Genomic DNA, 21,614 nt, shown 5'->3' with positions numbered 1-21,614 from the left:
CCCGCCGCGCGTGGCGTCGTCGCTATTCCGAAAGCAGCGCGGGGAGGTGCCGCACGGACGGCGAGCCGTGGCTGAGCAGGCGGTCGTGGTAGGCGCGCTCGGTGAAGCCCGGCTTGCGCTCGTGCTCGGCGCGCAGGCGCATCATCTCGGTGAAGCCGTGGAAGTACGTGGTGAGCTGCGCGCTCGTGAGCCGGGCGCGCCGCCACTTGCCGACGGCCTCGCCTTCCTCCTGGAAGGCGTCCTTCGTCATGAGCGAGAGCGCCTCCTCCTCGCCCATCGCGCCCGCGTGCACACCGTGGTCGAGGAGCGCGTTCACCGACATGCGCAGCACCATCTTCTGGCGCTGCATCCGCACCTTCGGGCCGCCGAAGCCGTGGTGCGCCATCAGCCACTCGGTGTAGACCGCCCACCCCTCGACGAACGGGCCGCTCGAGAAGACCGCGCGGAGCTTCGAGGGGAACTTGTTGTTGTGCATGAGCTGCAGGAAGTGGCCCGGCATCGCCTCGTGGACGGTCAGGTCGGCGAGCATGCTCGAGTTGTACTCGCGGTAGAACGAGTCCACGCGCGCCTTCGGCCAGTCCTTCGGCGTCGGCGCGATCGCGAAGAACGTCTCCTGCTTCGCCTCGAGCGGGCCGGACGCGTCGCAGTAGGCGATCGCGACGCCGCGGCGGTACTCGGGCATCTCGATCACCCGGCAGGGCTCCTCCGGGATGCGCACGAGGTCGCGCGCGCGGACGAAGTCGGTCGCCTCCGCGAGGAGCTTTTCGGACGCCTTCACGATGGTCGCATTCGTCGGGTGATCGGCCGCGAGCGCGTCGAGCACCTTCCTGATCGCGGCCATCTTCTCGTCCTGCGCCTCGACCCTCGGGAAGGGCTGCTTCCCGAAGAGCGCCGGCCAGAGCTCCCTCGAGGTCTCGAGCATCTCGGCGTGCGTCGCCGCGAGCAGGGCGCGGGCGCTCGCGACCACGCCGTCGACGTCGATGGTCGCGTCGTCCAGCGTGAACCGGAGCTTCTTCTCGAAGCGCGCGCGGCCCAGCCGGAAGTCGCCGTTGCTCCTCGGGAGCAGGTCCTTCTCGAGGAACGCCTGGAAGCCCTCGAGCGCCGCCGCCGCCGCCCTCGCGGCCGCGTCGAGCTCGGCCTGCTGCGCCGGGGCCGACGCGAACAGCGCCGGGAGCTCGGACTTGCAGAGCGCGATGAGCCCCTTGTTCTGCGCGATCGCCGTCTCGGTGTGGATGCGCGGCGGCGCCGCCGTGAGGCGCTGCTCCGCGGCGCGCACGAGCGCGGGGATGCCCGAGAGGCGACCCCCGAGGCTCCGCAGGCGCTCCTCGAGCGGCGCGAAGCTCCTCGTGATCAGGGGATCGAGCCCGTCGCCGACGAGGCCCGTGTACACCATCGGGTTCCACGTCGCCTCGCGGAGCTCGTCGATCGCGAACAGCCAGGAGCGCAGCTGGTTCTCGATCATCGCCGCGTCGACGCGGCTCTGGACGCCGAGGCGCGCCGCGGGCAGCGCCCCGAGCTCGGCCAGCGCCGCCTCGATCGTGCGCCGGCGCGCGGCCTCGCCCTGCTCGGTGACGTCCGGCCACACGGCGTCGTACCGGTGGTCCCCCGCCTCGGTGGCGCGGACCGGCTCGTCGCGCAGGTACTCCTCGAGCACGCGCGCCGACAAGGCCGCGAGCGCCTGCTCGGCGCCGGCCTCCGCGTCGTATCGAGCGTCGGCCGGGCTCACCACGGCCGCCTTCGCGAGGGGTTGCGGGGGCGGCGCGGCGCGCTCGGCCGGCCCGCACGCGCAGAGCAGCGCCACGAGCAGGGAAAGATGGCCGCGGAGCGATCTGCGGGAGAGCGATCTGCGGGAGAAAGAGAGCTCATGGGAGAGATCATGGTGTCGCACCTGCGCCTCCTAGCGCCAGCTCGCCGAGAAGGGAACGCGCCCAGCGGTGGCATCGGCCTCAGTGCGCGCTGCCGAGCGAGGCCTTCGCGAGGCGGGAGATGCCGTCCACGTCGCCGTGCACCGCGTCGAGCAGCGGGCCGAGCGCGAGGCGGAGCGGCTTCGAGTTCGGGTGCCGGAGGATGCGCGCCACGCTCTCGGCCGCCAGCTCGTTCAGATCCTGCTCCGCGTAGCGATCGATGTGGGCGCTCGACAGCGCGAGGCCCGGGAAGGCGGTGCGGCAGAGCGCGTCGATCAGCTCCCCCGCGACGCCCGCCGCGATGTTCGCGGCGCCCAGCGCGACCCGGGCCTTCTGCGCGCTGATCGCGCACGACTCCGTGCGCAGCTGGCTGATCACGGGCGAGCCGAGCACCGTGTGCCAGCGGGAGAGCTCGGCGGCCCGGCTCGCCTCGAACTCACCCGGCGGCGCGTCGGAGACGGGCAGCAGCGCGGCCAGCTGATCGGCGGCGCCAGGATCGATCGCGACGCGGCGCACGATGATCAGATCGTGCGCCCGCAAGCATCCGAGGAGCAGCCGCGTGGACGTGTCGCGCAGGAGCGGCGCGAGCGCGGCCGCGATCACGGTGGGGGGCGAGCCGATGAGCCCCGGGCTCGACGCCCGCGCGGCGCCCGCTCCGGCGGCGCGAGCGCGTGGCGCGCCGGAGCTCGGCGGCGAGCGCACGCTGATGGGCGGCGGGATGCTCGACGGCGTGCTGCGACCGACGGTCGGCGGCGCGCCGGGAGCCAGCGCCAAGGCGCGGCTGCTGGCCGGCGGCGCGCCGGTGGCCCGGCTCGCGCCGCCCGGCGAGGGCTTGTTCGATGGCGTGCGCGCGCCCGCGATCCGCGTGGGATCCTGGACGGGAGGCGCCGGTCCGCCGCGCCGCGACTGCGTGGTGCGCTCGGTCACGACGTGCAGCGACGCGAGCTCGATCGCGCGGAGCCCCGGGAGGCCGCGCGGCGCGCGGGCCGCGATGGCCGCGGCGAGCTCGGCCTCTTTGCCGAGGAGCGCCTCGTGCTCTGCGGTCTCGCGCAGCAGGTCTCCGGCGATCTGCGCGCACCGCTCCGCGGCCCTGTCCGCGGCGCTCCGCGTCTGCGGCTCCTTGAAATAGAGCGTTAACTTTCCCCGCAGGGTCTCCCGATGCGTGCCCGCCGTGACAACCTGCGACGCGCTCTCGACGTTGGCAGGTTCACGCCCCCCGAAAGGCCAGAATCCCATGAGCCCATTGTCGCGCGATCCTGGGCCCGGGCGCGAGCGCTTCGAGCGCTCGCGCCCTCACGCTCGCTCAATGGCGAGGCCGAACGGAGACATAGCGATTGCCGCGTTCGTAGAATCGCCACGGCTTCTTCGCCCACGCACCTGCATAGTCGACGTTGATGCGAGGCGACCTGCCGATGGGCCCAGCAGCGCCGGGCAGCAGCGAGAGCTGCGCTCCGCAGACATCCATCCCGTACGCGGAGCGGTCGAGCCCCAGCGCCTTGCACAGCTTCCCCGGCCCGTTGGTGAGCTCGATCCGCCCAGGCGCGACGCCGCGCCGGCGGCTCATGAGCGGTAGGCCGATCATCGGCTCGATGGCGCGGATGAGGACGGCGTGCGGCTCACCCTCCGAGGCCACGACGAGGTTGAACGCCCAGTGCATGCCGTAGAGCTGGAACACATAGGCATAGCCCGCCGGCCCAAACATGACCTCCGTCCGCACGGTCCTTCGCCCGCCCGCGCTGTGCGCGGCGAGGTCTTCCGGGCCGCGGTACGCCTCGGTCTCGACGATGCGTCCGGCGGCGGTGCCCTCGGGCGTCGTGTGGACGAGCACCTTGCCGATGCACGCCCGCGCGACGACGAGCGCGGGGCGAGCGTAGAAGTCACGCGGCAGCGGCGCCGCTCCTTCGAGGAGCGCGGCGCCTTCGCTGGGCGCGCGGGGCTCGGTTGCGGGACGCACGGCGGGCACCGCGCTCACTCACTCCGCGCGGGGGCGCGCCGCCCGGAAGCGCTTGTCGATGAACGAGAGCACGTCGTCGCGGTGCTTCCTGGCCTGGAACTCGTGGTGGAAGACCGCCGCGATCTCCAGGGCGGGCGTGACGACGTAGGTGATCCGCCGGGCGAGGCCGATGAGCGGCCAGAGGACGCCGTAGGCGCGGCACACGCTGCGATCGCGGTCGGCGATCATGGGGTAAGGGACCTTCTGCGCCTCGGCGAACCGGCACTGCGTCCTGTGGTCGTCGGTGCTCACGCCGACGATGCTGGCGCCCGCGAGCGCGATCTCGGCGTGGTTGTCGCGGAAGAGCTGGGCCTCGACGGTGCAGTGGGGCGTGAAGGCCTTCGGGAAGAAGTACACGACCGTGCAGAGCCCACCCTGCGCCGACAGCACGAAGCGCTGGCCGTCGATGGCCAGCGTGTCGATCTCCGGCGCGCGCTCGCCGACCTTCAGCATGCCGACGCAATCTGCCGCAAGTCGCCCCCGGCGTCGACCGTGGCTTCAACCTTCGATTCCGAGCCGCTTCAGCCTGTAATAGAGGGTCGTGCGCTGCATGCCGAACTGCCGCGCGACCTCCGCCTTGTTCCCTCCGCAGCGGTCCAGGGCGGCGAGGAGCTCCCGCCGCTCGATGTCGTCGAGCTGGGAGCTCAGGTCGAGCCTCGGGCGCGCGCACGCCGGCGCGGCGGGCTCTCTTCCGGCCGGGTCCGCCTCCGGCTCCGCCGGCGCGGCGGCCCTGGGCGCGCGCGCGGGCGGTTCGGCCGGCTGCGCGCGCGCCGTGAACGCGAGGTGCTCGGGCAAGATCACGTCGCCGCGCGACAGGATGGCGGCGCGCTCGACCACGTTCTCCAGCTCCCGCGTGTTCCCTGGCCACGTGTACGCCGCGAGCTTCGCGATCGCCTCCTCCGACAGCGCGGTGGCCGCGCGCGCGTTGCGCCGGGCGACCTTGCGCAGGAAGTGCTCGGCGAGCGCGCGGATGTCCTCGCGCCGCTCCCGGAGCGGGGGCAGCCTGAGCGGGAACACCGAGAGCCGGGAGACGAGCTCGGGCAGCACGCCCGCGCGCTCCCAGGCCTCGTCGATGCCGGGCGTGAGCGACAGCACGACGCGCACGTCGACGCGCGTGGTCTCCGTCGACCCGAGCCGCTCGACCTCGCCGTCGGTGAGCACGCGGAGCAGCCTCGCCTGGAGCGAGGGCGTGAGCGGCGCCGGCTCGTCGAGGTAGATCGTCCCCCGGTGGGCGAGCTCGAGCCGGCCTGCGCGCTCGGCGAACGCGCCGTCGAAGGCGCCTCGCCGCCAGCCGAACAGCTCGCGCTCGAGCGTGTCGCCCCGGAACGCGGCGCAGGTCACCTTGACGAACGGCTGCTCTTCCCGCGGGGAGCCCACGTGGATCGCCCGGGCGACGACCTCCTTCTCCGCCCCTTCCTCGCCCTCGATCAGCACGTGCGTCGCCGCCTTCGCCACCTCGCCGATCCGGGCGGCGACCTCGCGCATGGCCTCGCTCTCGCCGGCGATCTCGCCGAAATCGATCGGGTCCCGCTGCTCGCGCTCGAGGTAGCCCGCGTACTGCGCGAGCTGCTCGCGCAGCCGCCGGTTCTCCCGGAGGGTGGCGACCCCGGCGATCGCCTGCCGGAGGATGACGGCGAGCTCCTTCGAGTTCCAGGGCTTCTGGACGTACCGGTCGACCGCGCCCGAGTTGACCGCGTCGATGAGCACCGTCATGTCCGCGTAGGCGGTGAGCAGCACGCCCGCCGCGTCGGGCCGCCGCTCCTTCGCCTGCTTGAGGAACTCGATACCGCTCATCCCCGGCATTCGCTGGTCCGCCACGATCACCGCGGGATCGAGGCGATCGAGGAGCGAGAGGGCCTCGGCGCCGCCCAGCGCATAATGGATCTTGAACGACTTCCTGAAGGCGAACCGGAACGCGTCGAGGTTGTCCTGCTCGTCGTCGACGACGAGGACGTCGAAGCTGTTCCAGTCCAGATCGCGCATCGGGTCGCCCTGCCTCCCAGAGTTACTACAGCTCGGCACGATCGCGACAGTGGAGGTGGCGCGCTGGGCGGGGGGGACGGCGCGGCGGCGCTCGGGCGCGTGCGCGTCCGGATGCGCCCAGGCGGAGGCGAGCGCTCTTCCGACCGCGACGCCGGCGAGGTCGGGCGGATCGATTTCTCCGCCGGCCCGGAAATACGCGGTAAGCTCCGCCCCCGCCCGCGAAGAGGGCGGGCTGGGCGAGCCCCACACGGAGGAAGCCGGATCATGCTCGAGGACGTCATCAAGGAGCTGCGCGAAGGGATCGAGAAGGCCATCGAAGCTCTCCGGCGAGACCTGGCGAAGGTGCGCACCGGGCGCGCGAACGCGGCCATGCTCGACGGCATCCGCGTCGACTACTACGGCGTGCCGACGCCGATCGTGCAGATGGCCACGGTGTCCGTGCCGGAGCCGCGGCTCATCAGCGTCAAGCCCTGGGAGAAGAACCAGGTGAAAGCGATCGAGAAGGCGATCCGGGAGAGCGATCTCGGCCTGAATCCCCAGGTGGACGCGGATCTCATCCGACTCCCGATCCCGCCGCTGACGGAGGAGCGGCGCAGGGAGATGGTGAAGCTGACGAAGAAGAACGGAGAGGACGCCAAAGTCGCCATCCGGAAGCACCGCCGGGACGCGAACGAGATGATCGACTCGCTCGAGAAGGACGGCGACGTCAGCGGCGACGAGGCCGACCGGGCCAAGAAGAAGGTCGACGACGTGGTGGCCGAGGGGACGAAGCAGGTCGACACGGTGATCGCCGGCAAGGAAAAGGACATCCTGGACGTGTGAGCGGGCCGTCGGCCGGGCGGGCGTCGGCGACCGAGCTTGGCAGACCGGAGCGCCGTGCGGCCGCCCCTCTCCGCGGCCCGCGATGGGGCCGGCCCCTTCGAGGAGGGCGGCGCGGCGGCGTGTGATGCGCGACATCGCCTGCCGCGCAGCGCCCCAGCGTGTCGTGACGCCGCGCGCGCCGAGCCCGGCCCGGCCTGGCGACGCTTCGCAGCCTTGTTGTCCTCCTGTCCGCGCGCGACCCGCGGCTGCCGCCCGCTCCGGCGCTTGCGTCCGATCGCCACGGGGCGAGGCGTGCCCGGGACCAGCCCAGCTCACAATGAACCGTCCCGTGAAGCGAAGAAGTGAAAAAGAGGCTTGCGGTCCCCCCGGTCGGAGTCGGTAGGATCGGGAAGGTCGGCGGTTGGGCGTGCGCGGTTGGGCGTGCGAAGGCGTGCGAAGGCGTGCGAAGGCGTGACAAGACGTGAGAAGACGCGCGAAGACTCGGAAGACGCCCATTAGGGGGCGAGAGGCCCTGCTTGACAGGTTTTCGCTAGCGTGAAATGGTTGGTGTTCGAAGCCGAAGGCCCGGAGCCGTCTCAAGGATTCCCGAGGTTATGCGAGCGATCGCTTCAGGAATGACGGACGTTGGTCTCCAACGCGACCACAACGAGGACAGCTACGCCGTCCTGTCGGAGTACGACCTGTTCATCGTCGCGGACGGCATGGGGGGCCACCGCGCGGGGGACGTAGCCAGCAAGCTGGCGACCGAGTCGATCGCGGACTTCTTCCGGTCCACGTCGCGGGAGGACGCCACCTGGCCATTCCACTTCGACACCAGCCTGTCGGAGGAGGAGAACCGGCTCCAGGCGGGCATCCGGGTCGCGAACCGCCAGATCTTCGAGCGCAGCATCCGGTCGCGCGACTGCGCCGGGATGGGCACGACGGTCGTGGGGGCGCTCTTCTCGAAGAAGAAGAACCGGATCTACGTCGGCCACGTCGGCGACAGCCGCGCGTACCGCGTCCGCAAGGGCTCGATCAGCCAGCTGACGCGCGATCACTCGCTGTTCAACGACTACATCATGGCGATGCCCGAGCTCACCGAGGAGCAGCGGGCCGAGCTTCCGCGCAACGTCATCACCCGCGCGCTCGGGATGCACGACAGCGTCTCCGTGGATCTGCTCAGCGATGAGCCGCAGCCCGGCGATGTCTACCTGCTCTGCTCCGACGGCCTGAGCGGGATGCTCTCGGACGACCAGATCCTCCACATCGTGAGCTCGACCGAGGAGGTCCCGGAGATGTGCCGCCGCCTCATCGCCAAGGCGAACGAGAACGGCGGAGAGGACAACATCACGGCGCTCGTGATCCGGATCGACGAGCAGGACGAGGCCGAGCTCCCGCACAGCGCGACGATCGGCCCGCCCGCCGACTCGCAGCAGGTCAGCATCGGCGATCGGTCGACGGTCCCGGCGGTGTCGGCCTCGCGCTCCGAGAAGAGCTGACGCGCGGGGCGCCCCCCCGCGCGCCCGCCTGTCAGCTGCCAGCGCGGCTCAGCCTCCGCAGCTGTCGAAGGCCAGGACGCCCAGCCTGATCTGGCATATCTCGCCTTCGTTCAGCATCGCCGGGCACTCGAAGCCGACCCAGATCTTGCCCGCGTCGACCCCCTGCTTGCCCTCGAACCAGAACTTACACGGGGTCGCCTTATCGGAGTAGAAGGTCTGCTCTGCCGTCTTCGCGGAGGAGAAGCTGATGTCGCCGGTGGCCGGCGCGTCCTGGGTCGCCGCGGGGGAGATGGCGTCGATCTTGACCTGGATCTTCGACAAATCGGCGGGGTTCCTGGCCACCGCCGAGACGGAGAAGGTGCCCGAGCCGGACACGGAGCAGTCGACCGAGGCGCCGTCCTCGCCGTCGGTGACCAGCTGGACCTTCTGGACATCGGTCACCTCGCCAAGGGTCGCAATATGCCCCTGTTGGGAGCAGTCGATGCCCGGGTCGGCGAAGTTCATCTTGTATGCGCCGCGCGGGGTCGGCGGCTCCGCGCCGCTGCAGCCGAGGCCGAGGAGGGGGAGGAGGCCGAGCACGGGCACGAAGCTGAGGCGAGCGAGACGCATGGAAAGCTCCGGTGGTAGGTGGCGGCCCCGAGGCCGCTCCTCGCTTCTATCGTACTCGGGGGTCCGCGATCAAACGGCGGCAGCGCCGCGCGCGCGCCCGCGCGGTTACGTGCCCGTCGCGCGCGCGTGCGCGTCGTCCAGCGCCTGCGCGACGTCGTTCCAGAGGTCCTCGGTGGCCTCCAGGCCCACCGAGAGCCGGAGGAGGCCGTCGGCGATGCCGAGCGCCTCCCGCGCCGCGGCGGGCACCGAGGCGTGGGTCATGAGGGCGGGGTGCTCGGCGAGCGACTCGACGCCGCCGAGGCTCTCGGCGCAGGCGAAGATCGCGAGCCGCTCGAGGAACCTGGAGGCGACGGGGAGGCCGCCGCGCACCACGAACGAGATCATCGCCCCGGGCGCGCGCATCTGCCGCGCGGCGAGCGCGTGGCCGGCGTGCGTGGGGAGGCCGGGGTAGTGCACCGCCTGGACGGCGGGGTGCCCGGCGAGCCTCCCGGCGATGAGCGCGGCCGACGCGCACTGCTGGCGCACGCGCACGCCGAGCGTCTTGATCCCGCGGAGCACGAGGTAGCAATCGAACGGGCTCGGGACGGCGCCGATCGCGTTCTGCAGGAACCCGACCCGCTCGGCGAGCGCGTCCTCGGACGTGACGAGCGCGCCGCTGACGACGTCCGAGTGCCCGTTCAGGTACTTCGTGCTCGAGTGCGCCACGACGTGAGCGCCGAGGTCGAGCGGCCGCTGGAGCACCGGCGTGGCGAAGGTGTTGTCGACGACGAGCAGCGCCCCGTGCGCGCGCGCGATCTCGGCGAGCCCTGCGATGTCGAAGATCTTGAGCATCGGGTTCGTCGGGGTCTCGATCCAGATCATCCGCGTGGCCGGGGTGAGGGCCTTGCGGACGACGTCGAGGTCGCTCATGTCGACCGAGGTCGAGGCGAGGCCCATCGGCCGCATGACCTTGTCGAAGAGCCGGAAGGTGCCGCCGTAGACGTCATCGCCCGAGAGCACGTGATCTCCGGGACGGAGCGTGTGGAGCAGGGTGGCGGTCGCCGCGGATCCGCTGCCGAAGGCGAAGCCATGGCGCCCCCCCTCGAGCGCGGCGATGCACTCCTCGAGCGCCTTGCGGGTGGGGTTGCCGCTGCGGGAGTACTCGAACCCCTTGTGGTGGCCCGGCCGCTCCTGAGCGAAGGTGCTCGAGAGGACGATCGGCGTCATGACCGCGCCGCTCGTCGGATCCGGCGGCTGTCCGGCGTGGATCGCGAGCGTGTCGAGGCCGAGCTTGTCGTGACCTAGGTGGGGCTTCATGCGGGCGAGACTTATCTCATGGGCCGCGTGCGTCCACGGTTTTGGCGCGCAGGAGGGCCGAGTCAGCGCGCTGACTCGGCGCCGTCCTCGGCCCGCGGAGCGGCCGCGTCGAACGCGTCGAGCAGCGCCCGCGCCGTCCCGACGCGGCGCTCCGGATCGCGATCGAGCGCGCGAGCGAGCGCTCGGCGCTGCCCCGGCGAGAGCGCGTCCGCGACGGAGAGCGGGTCGAGGCAGAGGCCAGATTCGCTGATCTCGACGAGCGCCGCGGCCTGCTCGCGCGCGCGCGTGAGGCTCGCGCCGGTGGCGAAGGAGACGAGGGTCGCCGCCATGGAGTAGACGTCGCCGCGCTGGGTCGGCGGGGATTCGCCGCGGGCGATCTCGGGGGCGACGAAGGGAACCGTGCCCCGGTCGGCGGTCTCGAGGTCCGGATCCATGCCGCGGAACCGCGCGGCGCCGAGGTCGACGAGGCCGATGTCGCCGAGCGGACCCAGCAGCACGTGATCAGGGCCGAGATCGCCGTGAACGAAGCGGACCGGGCCTCCGGCGTCCTCGATCTCCTGGAGCTCGGCGAGCGTCTCGATCGCGGTCCTGACGACGTGGGTGATGAGCGACGCGGGCGGCGGCCGGCCGCGGCCGCGCCATCCGTCGAGCACGTCGCGGAGGGAGGTGCCCTCGCGCCGGCTCTCGAGGAGGAATGGGCCGTGGCGATCGGCGCCGACGCGCGCGAGCGCGGGCAGGGCGGGGTGGCGAACGAGGGAGAGGACCTTTGCCTCGCGGACCATGGCGGCCCGCCCCGCGTGCTCGTGGAGGACGCCGGGGACGAGGCGCTTGCACACAAGCGTGGGGCCGGGCGGCGGGCCTCCGAGCCGCACCAGCGCGACGTCGAACGTGGCGCCGGCGCCGAGGTGCTCGATCAGCTGGGTGCCGTCGGGAGCGGGGTAGGGCATGCCGGCCGCCTGTGGCCTCTCACGCGTCCGCGCGCTGCGCAGCGACGAGCTCGTCGCACGCGCGAAGCCACGCCTGCGCCTCCTCTGCGCCGGCGCCGCCGCGCAGGGCGAGCGGCCACCGCGCGTCGCGCCAGCGCGCCGCAAACTCGGCCCAGCGCGCCGGTGCCTCGCGGCGCCCGGCCAGGGCGGCGACCCTGTCATCGATGCTCTGGAACGGAAACACCGGCTTGCCGACCCCGAATCGCGCCTGCACCCAGTGGACAACGCCGATGAGGAGCCCGTACCGGCAGCGGCGGCGCTCCTCGTCGACGCCCACCACCGGCGATCTCCAGTCGAGGTGAATGTCGTCGAGCTCAGGCGGCCGCGGTTCATGCTTGCCGACGCAGAGGTGGACCGCCTCCTGATCCGGCCGGTGCACCTCGCGCCAGCTGTCCGCGTCGAGCGGCTCGCCGCCCCGGAAGAGCTCCGCCATGCTCGCCGGGAGCGAGCCGAGCAGCGCGCCCCGCTGGTGCTCGATCCCCCCGAGGATCGTGTCGCGCGCCACGCGGCGGCCGCCCGCTCCCGCGAAGTGGCGGTCGAGGCGCTCGCGCATGGCCGCCGGCTCCACGTAGACCACTTTGAATCCGGCGCTCCCGCCGCACCAGACGTTGCGCAGATACCTGATCTGCGTCCACAGGCCGAGCGTCGGGTCGATGCCGCGGAGACGCTCGAAGATGCGCACAACGACGTTGACGCACGTCGGCCCGAACCGGGTGAGCGCCTCGCCGAGGTCGCGCGGCTCGGGGGCGCCCCAGAACGCGTTGTCCAGGTTGAGCTCCGCCCCGGGGCAGCGCGCGAGCCGGTCGGCGAGGCTCCTCTCCAGCGCCTCGCGCAGCGGGCCCGCGAGACCATCCAGGTGCGGACCGGCCCCGGCGTCGAGTGAACCGGTCATGCGGACATCCTATCACGCCTGCCCGCGCGGCTCCGAGCGCGGCCACGGCCGCCTGTGGGATGACGGCGCACCTGCACGGGAGGAGGGCGGCGGCCAACTTTTCTCCGCAATCTGCGGCAACTCACTGCGTTCAGCGCGAACGTGATAGAAGTCGTGGGCACCGGCATGGATCCCAAGATCTTGGAGATGCTCTTCATCGCCGTCAGCAACGGCGTCGCCCTCTTCATCGGCGCTTACCTGGCGCGGAGATCGGCGGATCTCAGCGCGGAGCGGCGGGCCGAGCACGAGGAGAAGGCGGAGCTCCAGAGACAGCGGCGAGAAGCGCTCTTGGAGCGACTGGCGCTCCAGCGGCGCGCGCTCGACGACTACGCGCGGATGATCGTGCGGTGGTCGTCGGTGCCCCCGTCCGGAGCGCCGCGGACGAAGGAGGAGGACCTCGCGGCGGACCAGGAGTCCATCGCGATGTACGCGCAGATGGCCAACGCGTACGGGAGTCGCCAGTTCGCCGAGCAGGCCGCCGCGACGCTGCACGCCGTGCGCGCCGGCCGGGGCAACGTCCAGGTGTTCCCGTTCGCCGTGCAGATCGCCTCCGCCTGCTACCAGGAGATGATCCGGGCGATCTCCGAGCTCGAGAAGGAGATCGGCCTGCCGGCGCCGCGGTCGCCCGCGCGGCCGTTCCTCCCGGACGAGGAGCTCGCGAAGGAGGCGACTCGGCTGTTCTCCAGGAACGTCGTGGAGCAGCGTTCCGGGATCGATCTCGGTATGGTCGACCAGATCCTCGAGCGCGTCAGGGTGAACCCGTCGCCCGAGGAGACGGACAGCCCCAGGTAGCGCTCACGCCGCCGGCTTCACTGGCTCCATCCCGCCCGGATGAGCGCGTAGAAGAGGAGGAGCCGGGGCACCCGGAACAGCACCATGGTCAAGAAGTAGCGCAGCGGGATCCGGTACAGCCCGGACAGGTAGCAGAGCATCGAGAAGGGGATCGGCGAGATGCTCCCGATCGCGATCGCCCAGTATCCGTAACGCTCGAAGAGCCGGTCTATCCTGGGTCGCGTCCGCTCGATGCGCGCCGCGAAGAGGCGGATCCGCGCGAGGCGGCCGGCGAGGCGGTAACCCGTGCAGCCGCCGACGAGCGAGGCGGTCGAGATGGCGATCAGGGGCGCGACCTGCGAGCCACCCGAGGTGATCGCGGTCAGCATGTAGAACTGCGGCGGGATCGGGAACGAGAACGCGTCGGCGAGGAAGGTGCCGACGAACATCCCGGCGAGGCCGAAGCGGTCCACGAACCCGCGGCCGAGCGCGTCGAGCTGCTCGCGGGCGAGGTGCGCCGCGAGCGCGATCCCCGCGAAGAGCGCGGACAGGCTGAGCGCCAGCTGGACGAGCGTGCGCCACAGATCTCGCCGATCGCCGCGCGGGCGCGGCTCGCCCTGCGGAGGCGTCAGACCGCCTCCAGCCGGCGGCGCTGCAGCCGCTCGATGATCCGCCTGCTGCGGAGGGTGCTTTGAAATATCCGCGTCGCCTTCTCGAGGGCGTCGAGGAGCTTTTGCTCCGCGCCGTGCTTGTCGACATAGGCGAAGGGCCGGTGCGCGTTGATGACCTCGAACGAGTCCTTCTCGTCGTGATGAGCCGAATAGAAGATCACGGGCACTTCCGGCTGCACCTTGCGGATCTGGTCGCAGACCCAGAATCCCTCCAGCCCTGACATCCGCACATCGACGATCACCGCGCACGTGTCCTCGGTGAAGGCGGCGACCCCGTCCACGGCCGAGGAGCATACGACGAGGCGATATCGCTTCGAGAGGAGGGCGCCGAGCGGCTGCCAGATGCTCCTGTCCCCGTCGACCAGGAGCACGAGAGGGAGCCGCGTGGACTCGGGCTTCTCGTGATCCGGTCGCTCGGCTGGATCGGCTTCGAGCAGGGTGTCGGATTCCTTGGAGGGCATTCGTCGTCGATCGTGGAGGGCGCGTCAGGACGCGCGATGACGCAATGTACCACGCCCGGCGCGTCGAGCCAGCGCGGTGGGCGGCGGCCAGGGATTCGTCTATGCTGGGTCGCTCGCCGGGGAGAGTCTCCGTTCCACAACCGAGGTGAGCTGCCCATGAAGAACGCAGAACTCCGATCGATCCCGCTCGTCATCGCCGCCATTGTCGGCCTCTTCGCCGCGGGGGCCGCGGGGTGCAAAGACGAAGAGATCCTGAACGCATGCAGTGAGCTCTGCAAGCACCGCATCCTCTGCGCGGAGGAGAACGACGCTCCGCCGCCGAGCAAGACCAGCTGCGAGACCGCGTGCCTCGGCCTCGAGGGGAATGACCTCGTGGAGCGAACCGAGGAGTGCGTGAACGAGGCGTCCTGTGATTACGTCGCGTGCGCGGACCCTTGAGCAGCGTCCAAGCCCGCGCGCGGGGAGGCGGGGGCGCCTCGCCTCCCGGGCGCGATGAGGGGCGGCGCGATCAGGGCTCCGCGTCGCACTCGGGCGCGTCGCGGAGCGGGCCCGAGGCGCGCGGTCCGTCGAAGCGCAGGAGCTCGAGATCGACGAGCTCGAGGCGCTTGAGCGTCAGATCCAGCGGGCCGACCGACACGCCTGCCACCGCCTCGGCGTAAGCCCGCACGCCGCCGTCGACCCGCGCGTCGTACGAGCAGTAGGGCGGCGCGGCCTCCGCCGTGACGCGCGCGTACGCCTGGACTCCGACGTTCGGGCCGACGATGCCGTACAGGCGCGCCCGGAGCTCCGCGCCGGCGCTCACCTTGCCGGACGCCGTGATCGGGCCGGGCGCGCCGATGAAGGCCGAGCCCGAGGCCGAGCCGGAGGGCTCCCAGATCGTGCTCCACGTGCCGTTCCTGTAGTCGACCCCGGCCTCGATCTCGGCGGTCGCCTGCGCCACGGCCTCCACCTCGGCGGCCGTGAAGGACAGCCCCAGATCCGCCTTCGCCCTCGGCACGACGTCCGTCGTGACGACGACGGGGACGGGGCCCACCCAGAAGGTCAGCGTCGGCAGCGGCAGGCTCGGGACGCCCCCGGCGAGCTCCAGGAGATCGACCGAGCAGCTCCCCGTGACCGTGCCGGTGCCCTGGAGCCTGGCGCTCACGTCGAGCTGGCCCGACGCGACGAGGCGGAGCTGCTTCAGCTCCGGCACCGGGTTGAGCTTGCCCCTCGGGCCGATGTGGACCTCGAGATCGAGCGCCGGCGAGAGCTCGGCCGTGACGTCGAGCGCCGCCGTCCCGTGCGCGGTGACCCCGCACGACGCCGGGAGCGAGGCCGAGGAGAGATCGAGGAGCTTCATGGAGGCGCCGGACGAGATCTTCAGGGCCTCCGCCGCGCTCGCGATCTGCTCGCCGTCCTCGACGCCGAGCTCGCGGATGCGCGCGGCGTGATCGTCGATGGCGCGCGCGTACTCGCGCGCGTCGTAGTGGACGTGGAAATGGCCCTCGGTGATGAACTCCGTCAGAGGAGCGGGCGTCGTCGCGAGCGCCACCCGCGTCGCGTCGATCGCGCGTACGCTCACGACGCGGGCGAGGTAGCCGCCTCCCTGCGTGCCGCCGAGCACGTCGCCCGCGGCGAAGGGCGTCATGCTGCCGTCATGGGTGATGACGAGCTCGTGGTCCCCGAGCGCCGCGGAGACGAACCCCGGCTCCTTCTCGGGCACACGAGCGCGCTCCGAGAGCGTGAGCGGGCGGACGACATCGACGGCGCCGGGGGACGGCAACTCGGTAGGATCCGCGGCGTCGCTCGAATCCACGGCGCACGCCGCGAGCTGAGGTGCGCTGATCGCGATGAAAGCAGCGGAGATGAGGCGCGCCGTCGACGCGCGTCTCCCGGGGAGAGTGGTCTTCATGCGCGCGGACGCTACGCGGGGTTTGTGGCGAGTCGGTTACAAAAATGAGACTTGCTGTCTCCGGGAGAATGGGTAACGGCTCACTGCGATGGATGGATATCCATGAATCGATAGCTCCGAGGTGCGAAGGGCGCTTATCGAAGCGAGCGATTCGCGACGCAGTGCGAGCTCGTCCATGGCTTGGCGTGCGGGCGCGCTCGTCCCTGCTCCTCACCGCCTTGCCTCGCCGCGCGCCCCCGGGCAGGCTTCGCCCATGGGCTAGCCGACGCCATCCAGCGGACGCTGGAGGTGTACGTGCTCGGCGCGGATCGCCGCCGGGGGCCCGCGGTCGTCCACCGCGACGCCGCCCGCGTCCGGGTCGAGCCCTTCGACGCCATCGAAATCGAGCTCGCTGTGCGCCGGGCAAGGTAGCCGGCAGCCCTCGCCAGCGGACCCAAGCCCCCCGGCTTCGTCCACCTGTCGAGCCCTCGGGTCGCCGCTTTCGCCAACGATTTCGGGCTGTTCTACCTGGGGTGAGTAACGGGATTCGAACCCGCGACAACTGGAGCCACAATCCAGTGCTCTACCAACTGAGCTATACCCACCGTTCTTCGCGGCCCGTTGGGCTGCGAAGGCCTGGCAGAATACTCAGCTCCGCGCAGAGTGCAATCAGGGAAACGCACCGCGTGTCGCGTTTCGAGCCCCGCATCCCCGCCCCGGCTTCCCGCGCTTCCCGCGCTTCCCGCCCTGATCCCCCCTCTAAGGAGGCGCCGGCCTCCTCCAGGCAGAGGACCCGGCGGGCCCGTTCACGCCTCGGCCCCGGTTTCCCGGCGCGCGCCGCCGGTCGCCTCGCTCAGAGCGTCGTCCACCGGCGCAGCGCGGCCCGGCGCGCCCGGTCCAGGTCCGCGCGGTGGCGGGTCGAGATCGGCGCGCGCTGCGCGGGCGGCGGCACCGAGGCTCCAGCCGGGTCGTCTGCTGCCTCGCAGCCGGATGCCGCGAGCAGCGCGGCCGTGAGCGAGCTCTCGAGCGCGGTCAGGTCGTAGCCGCCCTCCAGGAAGATGGCGAGCCGCCCCCCCGCCTTCGCGGTCGCCATCGCCGCGAGCCGGCGGCCCATCGCCGCGTACGCCGCGCGCGACAGCTTCATCGCCGCCATCGGATCGCGCTCGTGCGCGTCGAACCCCGCCGAGACCAGGATCAGCTCGGGCGCATACTCGTCGAGCACCGGAAGGAGGAGCTCGTCGAACGCAGCCTCGTAGACCGCGTCCGTCGCGCCGTCGGACAGCGGCACGTTCACGGTGTAACCCGCGCCGTCGCCTCCGCCGAGCTCGCTGGCGGCGCCGGTGCCGGGATAGAATGGCCACTGGTGCAGCGAGCAGAACAGCACCCGCGGATCGTCCCAGAAGATGTCCTGCGTGCCGTTGCCGTGGTGCACGTCGAAGTCGACAACCGCGACCCGCGAGAGCCCGCTGCTCAGCGCCGCCCGCGCCGCCACGGCGACGTTGTTCAGGAGACAGAAGCCCATGCCGGCGTCGCGCGTGGCGTGGTGGCCGGGCGGACGGAGCAGCGCGACCCCGAGCCGGCCGGGGCCGGCGAGCACCGCGTCGACAAGCGCCACCGCGGCGCCCGCGCCGCGCCTCGCCGCCTCGACCGAGCGCGGGACCACGTACGTGTCGGGGTCGAGCGCCGCATAGTGGCCGCTGAGCCGGCCGAGCGACTCCAGGTACCGCGGGGCGTGCACCCGGGCGAGCTCTTCCTCGGTGGCGTCGCGCGACGCCACGTGCTCCAGCGAGAGGCCGGCCGCGGCGCAGCGCTCGATGGCGCGGCGGGCGGCTTCAAGGCGCTCGGGGCGCTCAGGGTGCGCGCCTCGCGAGCGATGTTGCTCGAACAGCGCGTCGTCGACGACGTAGAGGCGCGGGGCTTCGGAGTGCGGCTGATTCAAGTGCACCATGAGCTGGGTGGAGAGTTGTAGCAGCGCCGCAGCGGATGGTAGCTTGCCCTGAGCCCCGGAAAGAAGGAGTGGAGACGCAGGATGCGCGGAAAGATCATCGCAGTCTTCGCCGTGATTGTCCTCATGGTCGGAGGGCTTTTTTACGCCCTCACGCGCGCCTCCCTCGCGGAGATGGGGCGCCCCGGCGAGGCGCCGCGCGCGCTCGCGGCCGCCATGGCGCAGCTCCAGGTGGACGGCCTCGTGCTGGAGCGGTGGCTCGACTCCCACGCGAGCGACCCGAAGCTGCGCGAGCCGTTCAACGCCGGCACCGCCCCGGCCCGCGCCGAGGCGGCCACCAGCGCCGCCAACGCCATCCGGGAGGCGGTCGTCGCCTCGCCCGAGCTGGCCAGGACCCCGCCCTCCCTCGTGGTCCTGGTGGACACCAAGGGCGTGGTGCTCGGGCGGAACGCCTCCGCGCTCATGCGCGGAGACGACCTCGGCGCCGTCTACCCGTCGCTGAAGCTCGCCATCGAGCAGGGGGTGACCGGCTCGGACGTGTGGGTCAGCCGGGCGCGCAACGAGCAGCTGCTCGCGTCCTACGCGCCCATCCGCAGCGACGCCGGGCAGATCATCGGCGCCGTCGCGGTGGGCACCGCGCTGAACGACGAGCGGCTGACCAACGCGAGCGAGCGCACGAGCGGGCGCGTGCTCGTCGTCGCGATGCAGTCGGGCGACGGCCTCGACGTGGTGGCGAAATCGCGCGACGCTTCCCCGCAGCTGGTCGCGGCGCTCACGGCGTCGCCGGCGAAGGACGGCGCCCTGAAGGCGCTGCGCTCCGGCCAGACGGTCGACATCGGCGGGCTGTCCGGCGAGTACAGCGCCGTCGGGCACGCGCTCGACGGCTACGGCGACGGGCGGCGGGCGGTGCTGCTCAGCATCGCGCAGCTCCGGACGCCGGGGCTCGCGAGCGCGCTGCTCTGGCCGCTCCTCGGCGTCACCGCGCTCGGGCTCGTGCTCGTCGTGATCGCCGCGTACTTCCTGGACGCGTACATCTCGCAGCCGGTCTCCGAGATCGAGGACGGCCTGCTCGCGATCATGAACGGCCGGACCGACCTCCGGTTCCAGATCGAGCACGCCGAGCTCGGCGGGCTCGTGTTCCGCCTGAACTCGCTCCTGAACCAGCTGCTCGGGGTGCAGGAGGACGAGACCGACGCCGAGGGGCGCCCATCGCGCGCGCCGACGTCGGCGTCCTTCCGGGACGCCCTCGAGGTCGACGAGCGGATGGCCGCGCTGTCCGCGGGCGAGATCCCGGCCGACGCGAAGGCGCTCCTCGAGGAGCCGGAGGACGCCTACTACGCGCGCATCTTCGCCGAGTACATCGCCGCGAAGAAGTCGCTCGGGGATCCGGTGGACCACATCACCCGCGACGCGTTCGTCGCCCGCCTCAAGGCGAGCGAGCAGGAGCTCGGGCGGAAGCACGGAAAGCCCATGCGCTACAAGATCGAGGTCCGCGGCAAGGAGGTCGTGCTCCTCGCCGTGCCGCTCGCCTGACGCGCGCGGCGCAGGAGCCCGGGAGCGAGGGGAGGCGCCGCGCCGCCCGCCGCTCGGCGGCACGCCGCGCGCGCCGCGCCGCGTGTTTCAGTGCAGCACGGCGTCCGGGCCCTCGTGCAGCTCGACGCGCCCCGACGAGGGCTCGCGGCGGAGCGCGATCACGTCGGAGAGCTCGCAGCCGAGCGCGATCGCCGGCGATGAGGTCGTGACGATCCACTGCACGTTGGGCAGCGCGGCGCGCAGGCGCGCGGCGAGCGATCGCTGGCGGTGCACCGGCTGCTGCGCCTCGATGTCGTCGATCAGCACGACGCCCTCGGCGAGGCGAGGATCGCCGCTCGGGTGCGCGGACGCGAGCGCGCGGAGCGCGAGCGCGCCGAACGCGACGGTGTGCCGCGCGCTCCGCCCGAGATCGTCGAAGTCGATGCGCTGGCCGTCCGCGCGCTCGAAGATCGGCTCGAGCCGGAGCGGATCGACGCCGGCGTACGTCACGCCGTGGCCGTCGAGCAGCGCCTCGAGCACCTCCTTGAGCGCGCGATCGAGCGCGCCGAGCCGCTCTGCCTGGGCGCCCGGCCGGGCGTCCGTCTGCGCGTCGGAGAGCACCTCCGGCCGGCTCTTCCGGCCGTCGCGCGCGATCGCCGCCGCGATCGGGACGAACGAGAGCACCTGCTTCGTCTCGCGGGTGAGGTCGGTGCGCGTCGCGTCGTCGAAGCTCGCGGCCGCGCGCACGTCGTAGCGGAGGATGCTGCGCTCGGGCGTCGTCAGCACTATCGCGCTGCGGGAGAACCAGCGCGCCCCCGAGAGCGCGACCAGGACGAAGCCCCCCTCGGCCGCGCGCCGCTCGAACAGCGACTGCTCCCTCCGCCGCAAGATCGCCGCGTCCTCGGGCTCGTCGAGGCGCGCGTTCGGGCTCGTGACCCGCAGCGGGTGCGCGCGCGCCGGGTCGTCCGTGCCGAGCATCCAGTCGGCGACGACGAGCGGCTGCGAGCCGTCGTCTCCGCGCGGCCTCGGCTGCGCGATCGCGTACCCGGGCCGGGTGGACGCGATCGCCGACAGGATCGAGGTCTTGCCCACGCCGTCGCCGCCGAAGAGGACCACGAGCCGGCGCGGCGCGCCGGCGGCGTCCTCGAGCGAGAGCGAGAGGTCCTCGAACGGGCCGAGATGGACGAGGCGGACGCGGGAGAGCAGCACCGCCCGCGAAGCTACCACCGCGCAGCGCGCGTGGAACGCCGCCATTGGCGTGGTCGCGCGGGCGCCCCCGCGCACCCGGTGGCGCGTGGTGGCGCGGCGGCCTAGATTTGTCGTCCGGGGTCGTCACCGTGCTGCGCAAGCTGCCTCCGCCGGATTTCCGCTACGTGTGGCTCCACCCGGAGCCCGGCTCGACCGGCGCGCTCGCCGCGGCCGGGACCGCGGGGCTCGCGGGCGCCTCCGCGGCCGTCTGGAGCGCCGGGAGCCACGCGCTCTCGCTGGGGCTCATCGCGATGGGGAGCGCGCTCGGCCTGCTCGCGCTGGTCCGCGCCGATCACCGCCCCCCGATCCAGCGCGGCGCGCGCGAGGTGACGATGGCCGTCGTGCCCTGGGGGATCGTCGTCGACCCGGATACGGAGCCGCGGGTGCTGCGGTGGCCCGCCGTCAAGCAGGTGAGCGTGGACGTGTCGCACACGATGCGCGGCGGGACGCCGGCCATCGTATCGAGCCTCGTGACGGTGCACACCGAGCGCGAGGTGCTCGCGGGCCGCGCCGCGGGCGCGGTGGACCTGGAGCGGCTCCTCGCCAACCTCGACGGGTATGCGCAAGAGGCGTCGCGGCCCGTCGCCGCCGACATCGAGGGGCTGGCGGTGCTCGGCGACGGCGTGACCGAGCCGATCGCCGCGGCGCTGCTGCAAGCGGCGGACGGCATCTGCGCGACGAGCCGTGGCGACGCGCAGCTCGCGCTGCCGGTGGGCGGCTACCGCACGGCGGCGGCGCGCGCGGCGGCCCCCGAGACGATCGCGGCGCTGCGCTCGGCGCTGTCGTGGAGCTACGACTGCCCCGCCGATCCGCGGCCGCTGGCGGCGATCCTCGCGGGCGCGTTCGGGGCGGTGGAGCTCGTACCCGAGCTCCTGGGGCTCGCGAGCGCGCCGCACCCGGTGGTCGCCGCGTTCGGCAAGGCCGCCGCGCTCCGTCTGGGTGCGCCGCCGAACCGCGCTGGGTCGCTCGACGAGGTCGCGGCCTTCCTGTTCGAGGAGGACGTGGAGATCGGGAAGCGGTGGATCGCGTCGGGCCCGACACTTTGTTTGCGACCTCGGGCCCAGGCTTGCTAGCTAAAGGGGTCGGCAGCGCGTGCGCTGCGGTTCGAGCGGCCTGCGCGCGGAGGCCGTCGTT

21 protein-coding genes and 1 tRNA gene are annotated in these 21,614 nt (G+C 72.3%); 6 read left to right on the top strand and 16 right to left on the bottom strand.

Annotated features, from left to right (window positions below; genetic code table 11):
* Positions 1 to 22 precede the first annotated feature (22 nt).
* From WME95_RS33870 to WME95_RS33850, 5 genes are all read right to left on the bottom strand, one after another.
* Entirely contained in the window at positions 23 to 1,888 is a 1,866-nt protein-coding gene (locus WME95_RS33870) for a DUF885 domain-containing protein (protein ID WP_437903499.1), read from the bottom strand.
* Between the two features lie 58 nt (positions 1,889 to 1,946).
* Positions 1,947 to 3,140 carry a hypothetical protein gene (locus WME95_RS33865; RefSeq protein WP_437903498.1) on the bottom strand — a complete coding sequence of 398 codons (1,194 nt, stop codon included), beginning with the start codon at positions 3,138 to 3,140 and terminating at the stop codon, positions 1,947 to 1,949.
* 67 nt (positions 3,141 to 3,207) lie between these two features.
* Positions 3,208 to 3,867: a DNA-3-methyladenine glycosylase gene (locus WME95_RS33860; RefSeq protein ID WP_437911054.1), complete on the bottom strand. Its 660-nt coding sequence runs from the start codon at positions 3,865 to 3,867 to the stop codon at positions 3,208 to 3,210.
* 9 nt (positions 3,868 to 3,876) lie between these two features.
* A complete protein-coding gene (locus WME95_RS33855; protein ID WP_437903497.1) occupies positions 3,877 to 4,350 on the bottom strand; it encodes a peroxiredoxin in 474 nt (157 codons plus the stop codon).
* A 45-nt stretch (positions 4,351 to 4,395) separates the two neighbouring features.
* Positions 4,396 to 5,880, bottom strand: coding sequence for a sigma-54-dependent transcriptional regulator (locus WME95_RS33850; protein ID WP_437903496.1), 1,485 nt, complete (start codon positions 5,878 to 5,880; stop codon positions 4,396 to 4,398).
* Between the two features lie 264 nt (positions 5,881 to 6,144).
* Between WME95_RS33850 and frr the strand changes: the two genes are divergently transcribed.
* Positions 6,145 to 6,702: a ribosome recycling factor gene (frr, locus tag WME95_RS33845; protein ID WP_437543352.1), complete on the top strand. Its 558-nt coding sequence runs from the start codon at positions 6,145 to 6,147 to the stop codon at positions 6,700 to 6,702.
* 614 nt (positions 6,703 to 7,316) lie between these two features.
* Positions 7,317 to 8,180, top strand: a complete 864-nt coding sequence (locus WME95_RS33840) for a Stp1/IreP family PP2C-type Ser/Thr phosphatase (RefSeq protein ID WP_437903495.1) — start codon at positions 7,317 to 7,319, stop codon at positions 8,178 to 8,180.
* A gap of 48 nt (positions 8,181 to 8,228) precedes the next feature.
* On the opposite strand, the gene WME95_RS33835 is transcribed toward WME95_RS33840, so the two are convergent.
* From WME95_RS33835 to WME95_RS33820, 4 genes are all read right to left on the bottom strand, one after another.
* Entirely contained in the window at positions 8,229 to 8,789 is a 561-nt protein-coding gene (locus WME95_RS33835; protein ID WP_437709453.1) for a hypothetical protein, read from the bottom strand.
* 105 nt (positions 8,790 to 8,894) lie between these two features.
* Entirely contained in the window at positions 8,895 to 10,085 is a 1,191-nt protein-coding gene (locus tag WME95_RS33830) for a cystathionine gamma-synthase (protein ID WP_437543346.1), read from the bottom strand.
* Positions 10,086 to 10,147: 62 nt separating this feature from the next.
* The gene (locus WME95_RS33825; RefSeq protein ID WP_437903494.1) at positions 10,148 to 11,032 is read right to left on the bottom strand and encodes a protein kinase domain-containing protein; all 885 of its coding nucleotides are present in this window, start codon (positions 11,030 to 11,032) and stop codon (positions 10,148 to 10,150) included.
* A 19-nt stretch (positions 11,033 to 11,051) separates the two neighbouring features.
* Positions 11,052 to 11,963 carry a hypothetical protein gene (locus WME95_RS33820; RefSeq protein ID WP_437903493.1) on the bottom strand — a complete coding sequence of 304 codons (912 nt, stop codon included), beginning with the start codon at positions 11,961 to 11,963 and terminating at the stop codon, positions 11,052 to 11,054.
* Positions 11,964 to 12,128: 165 nt separating this feature from the next.
* Here WME95_RS33820 and WME95_RS33815 point away from each other — a divergent pair, with 165 nt between their 5' ends.
* A complete protein-coding gene (locus tag WME95_RS33815; RefSeq protein ID WP_437543340.1) occupies positions 12,129 to 12,794 on the top strand; it encodes a hypothetical protein in 666 nt (221 codons plus the stop codon).
* 17 nt (positions 12,795 to 12,811) lie between these two features.
* Here WME95_RS33815 and WME95_RS33810 read toward each other — a convergent pair whose 3' ends face one another.
* Entirely contained in the window at positions 12,812 to 13,246 is a 435-nt protein-coding gene (locus tag WME95_RS33810; protein WP_437294033.1) for a YqaA family protein, read from the bottom strand.
* Positions 13,247 to 13,401: 155 nt separating this feature from the next.
* The gene (locus WME95_RS33805; protein ID WP_437543336.1) at positions 13,402 to 13,905 is read right to left on the bottom strand and encodes a response regulator; all 504 of its coding nucleotides are present in this window, start codon (positions 13,903 to 13,905) and stop codon (positions 13,402 to 13,404) included.
* Between the two features lie 156 nt (positions 13,906 to 14,061).
* Here WME95_RS33805 and WME95_RS33800 point away from each other — a divergent pair, with 156 nt between their 5' ends.
* The gene (locus WME95_RS33800; RefSeq protein ID WP_437903492.1) at positions 14,062 to 14,343 is read left to right on the top strand and encodes a hypothetical protein; all 282 of its coding nucleotides are present in this window, start codon (positions 14,062 to 14,064) and stop codon (positions 14,341 to 14,343) included.
* Between the two features lie 70 nt (positions 14,344 to 14,413).
* Here WME95_RS33800 and WME95_RS33795 read toward each other — a convergent pair whose 3' ends face one another.
* From WME95_RS33795 to WME95_RS33780, 4 genes are all read right to left on the bottom strand, one after another.
* Positions 14,414 to 15,796, bottom strand: a complete 1,383-nt coding sequence (locus tag WME95_RS33795; RefSeq protein WP_437903491.1) for a hypothetical protein — start codon at positions 15,794 to 15,796, stop codon at positions 14,414 to 14,416.
* Positions 15,797 to 16,054: 258 nt separating this feature from the next.
* Positions 16,055 to 16,252 carry a hypothetical protein gene (locus WME95_RS33790; protein WP_437903490.1) on the bottom strand — a complete coding sequence of 66 codons (198 nt, stop codon included), beginning with the start codon at positions 16,250 to 16,252 and terminating at the stop codon, positions 16,055 to 16,057.
* Between the two features lie 52 nt (positions 16,253 to 16,304).
* A tRNA-His gene (locus WME95_RS33785) sits at positions 16,305 to 16,380 on the bottom strand.
* A gap of 248 nt (positions 16,381 to 16,628) precedes the next feature.
* A complete protein-coding gene (locus WME95_RS33780; RefSeq protein ID WP_437903489.1) occupies positions 16,629 to 17,723 on the bottom strand; it encodes a histone deacetylase family protein in 1,095 nt (364 codons plus the stop codon).
* 81 nt (positions 17,724 to 17,804) lie between these two features.
* Here WME95_RS33780 and WME95_RS33775 point away from each other — a divergent pair, with 81 nt between their 5' ends.
* Positions 17,805 to 19,253 carry an MXAN_5187 C-terminal domain-containing protein gene (locus WME95_RS33775; protein WP_437903488.1) on the top strand — a complete coding sequence of 483 codons (1,449 nt, stop codon included), beginning with the start codon at positions 17,805 to 17,807 and terminating at the stop codon, positions 19,251 to 19,253.
* A gap of 87 nt (positions 19,254 to 19,340) precedes the next feature.
* Here WME95_RS33775 and WME95_RS33770 read toward each other — a convergent pair whose 3' ends face one another.
* The gene (locus WME95_RS33770) at positions 19,341 to 20,441 is read right to left on the bottom strand and encodes a hypothetical protein (protein ID WP_437903487.1); all 1,101 of its coding nucleotides are present in this window, start codon (positions 20,439 to 20,441) and stop codon (positions 19,341 to 19,343) included.
* A 107-nt stretch (positions 20,442 to 20,548) separates the two neighbouring features.
* On the opposite strand from WME95_RS33770, the gene WME95_RS33765 reads away from it, so the two are divergent.
* On the top strand, positions 20,549 to 21,553 hold the full coding sequence (locus tag WME95_RS33765; RefSeq protein ID WP_437903486.1) for a hypothetical protein: 1,005 nt from the start codon (positions 20,549 to 20,551) through the stop codon (positions 21,551 to 21,553).
* Positions 21,554 to 21,614 lie beyond the last annotated feature (61 nt).

Source organism: Sorangium sp. So ce327 (genome assembly GCF_051530205.1).
In the GTDB taxonomy this organism is placed as follows: domain Bacteria; phylum Myxococcota_A; class Polyangia; order Polyangiales; family Polyangiaceae; genus Sorangium; species Sorangium cellulosum_B.
Note: the sequence above shows the minus strand (reverse complement) of the source record. Positions and strands in the feature narration are given on the sequence as shown.

Bases quoted from the DNA above. Each gene is read 5' to 3' on its own strand.
- WME95_RS33865 (WP_437903498.1), bottom strand. From the start codon at position 3,140: ATGGGATTCTGGCCTTTCGGGGGGCGTGAACCTGCCAACGTCGAGAGC.
- WME95_RS33855 (WP_437903497.1), bottom strand. From the start codon at position 4,350: ATGCTGAAGGTCGGCGAGCGCGCGCCGGAGATCGACACGCTGGCCATC.
- WME95_RS33850 (WP_437903496.1), bottom strand. From the start codon at position 5,880: ATGCGCGATCTGGACTGGAACAGCTTCGACGTCCTCGTCGTCGACGAC.
- frr (WP_437543352.1), top strand. From the start codon at position 6,145: ATGCTCGAGGACGTCATCAAGGAGCTGCGCGAAGGGATCGAGAAGGCC.
- WME95_RS33840 (WP_437903495.1), top strand. From the start codon at position 7,317: ATGACGGACGTTGGTCTCCAACGCGACCACAACGAGGACAGCTACGCC.
- WME95_RS33835 (WP_437709453.1), bottom strand. From the start codon at position 8,789: ATGCGTCTCGCTCGCCTCAGCTTCGTGCCCGTGCTCGGCCTCCTCCCC.
- WME95_RS33830 (WP_437543346.1), bottom strand. From the start codon at position 10,085: ATGAAGCCCCACCTAGGTCACGACAAGCTCGGCCTCGACACGCTCGCG.
- WME95_RS33825 (WP_437903494.1), bottom strand. From the start codon at position 11,032: ATGCCCTACCCCGCTCCCGACGGCACCCAGCTGATCGAGCACCTCGGC.
- WME95_RS33820 (WP_437903493.1), bottom strand. From the start codon at position 11,963: ATGACCGGTTCACTCGACGCCGGGGCCGGTCCGCACCTGGATGGTCTC.
- WME95_RS33815 (WP_437543340.1), top strand. From the start codon at position 12,129: ATGGATCCCAAGATCTTGGAGATGCTCTTCATCGCCGTCAGCAACGGC.
- WME95_RS33805 (WP_437543336.1), bottom strand. From the start codon at position 13,905: ATGCCCTCCAAGGAATCCGACACCCTGCTCGAAGCCGATCCAGCCGAG.
- WME95_RS33800 (WP_437903492.1), top strand. From the start codon at position 14,062: ATGAAGAACGCAGAACTCCGATCGATCCCGCTCGTCATCGCCGCCATT.
- WME95_RS33795 (WP_437903491.1), bottom strand. From the start codon at position 15,796: ATGAAGACCACTCTCCCCGGGAGACGCGCGTCGACGGCGCGCCTCATC.
- WME95_RS33780 (WP_437903489.1), bottom strand. From the start codon at position 17,723: ATGGTGCACTTGAATCAGCCGCACTCCGAAGCCCCGCGCCTCTACGTC.
- WME95_RS33775 (WP_437903488.1), top strand. From the start codon at position 17,805: ATGCGCGGAAAGATCATCGCAGTCTTCGCCGTGATTGTCCTCATGGTC.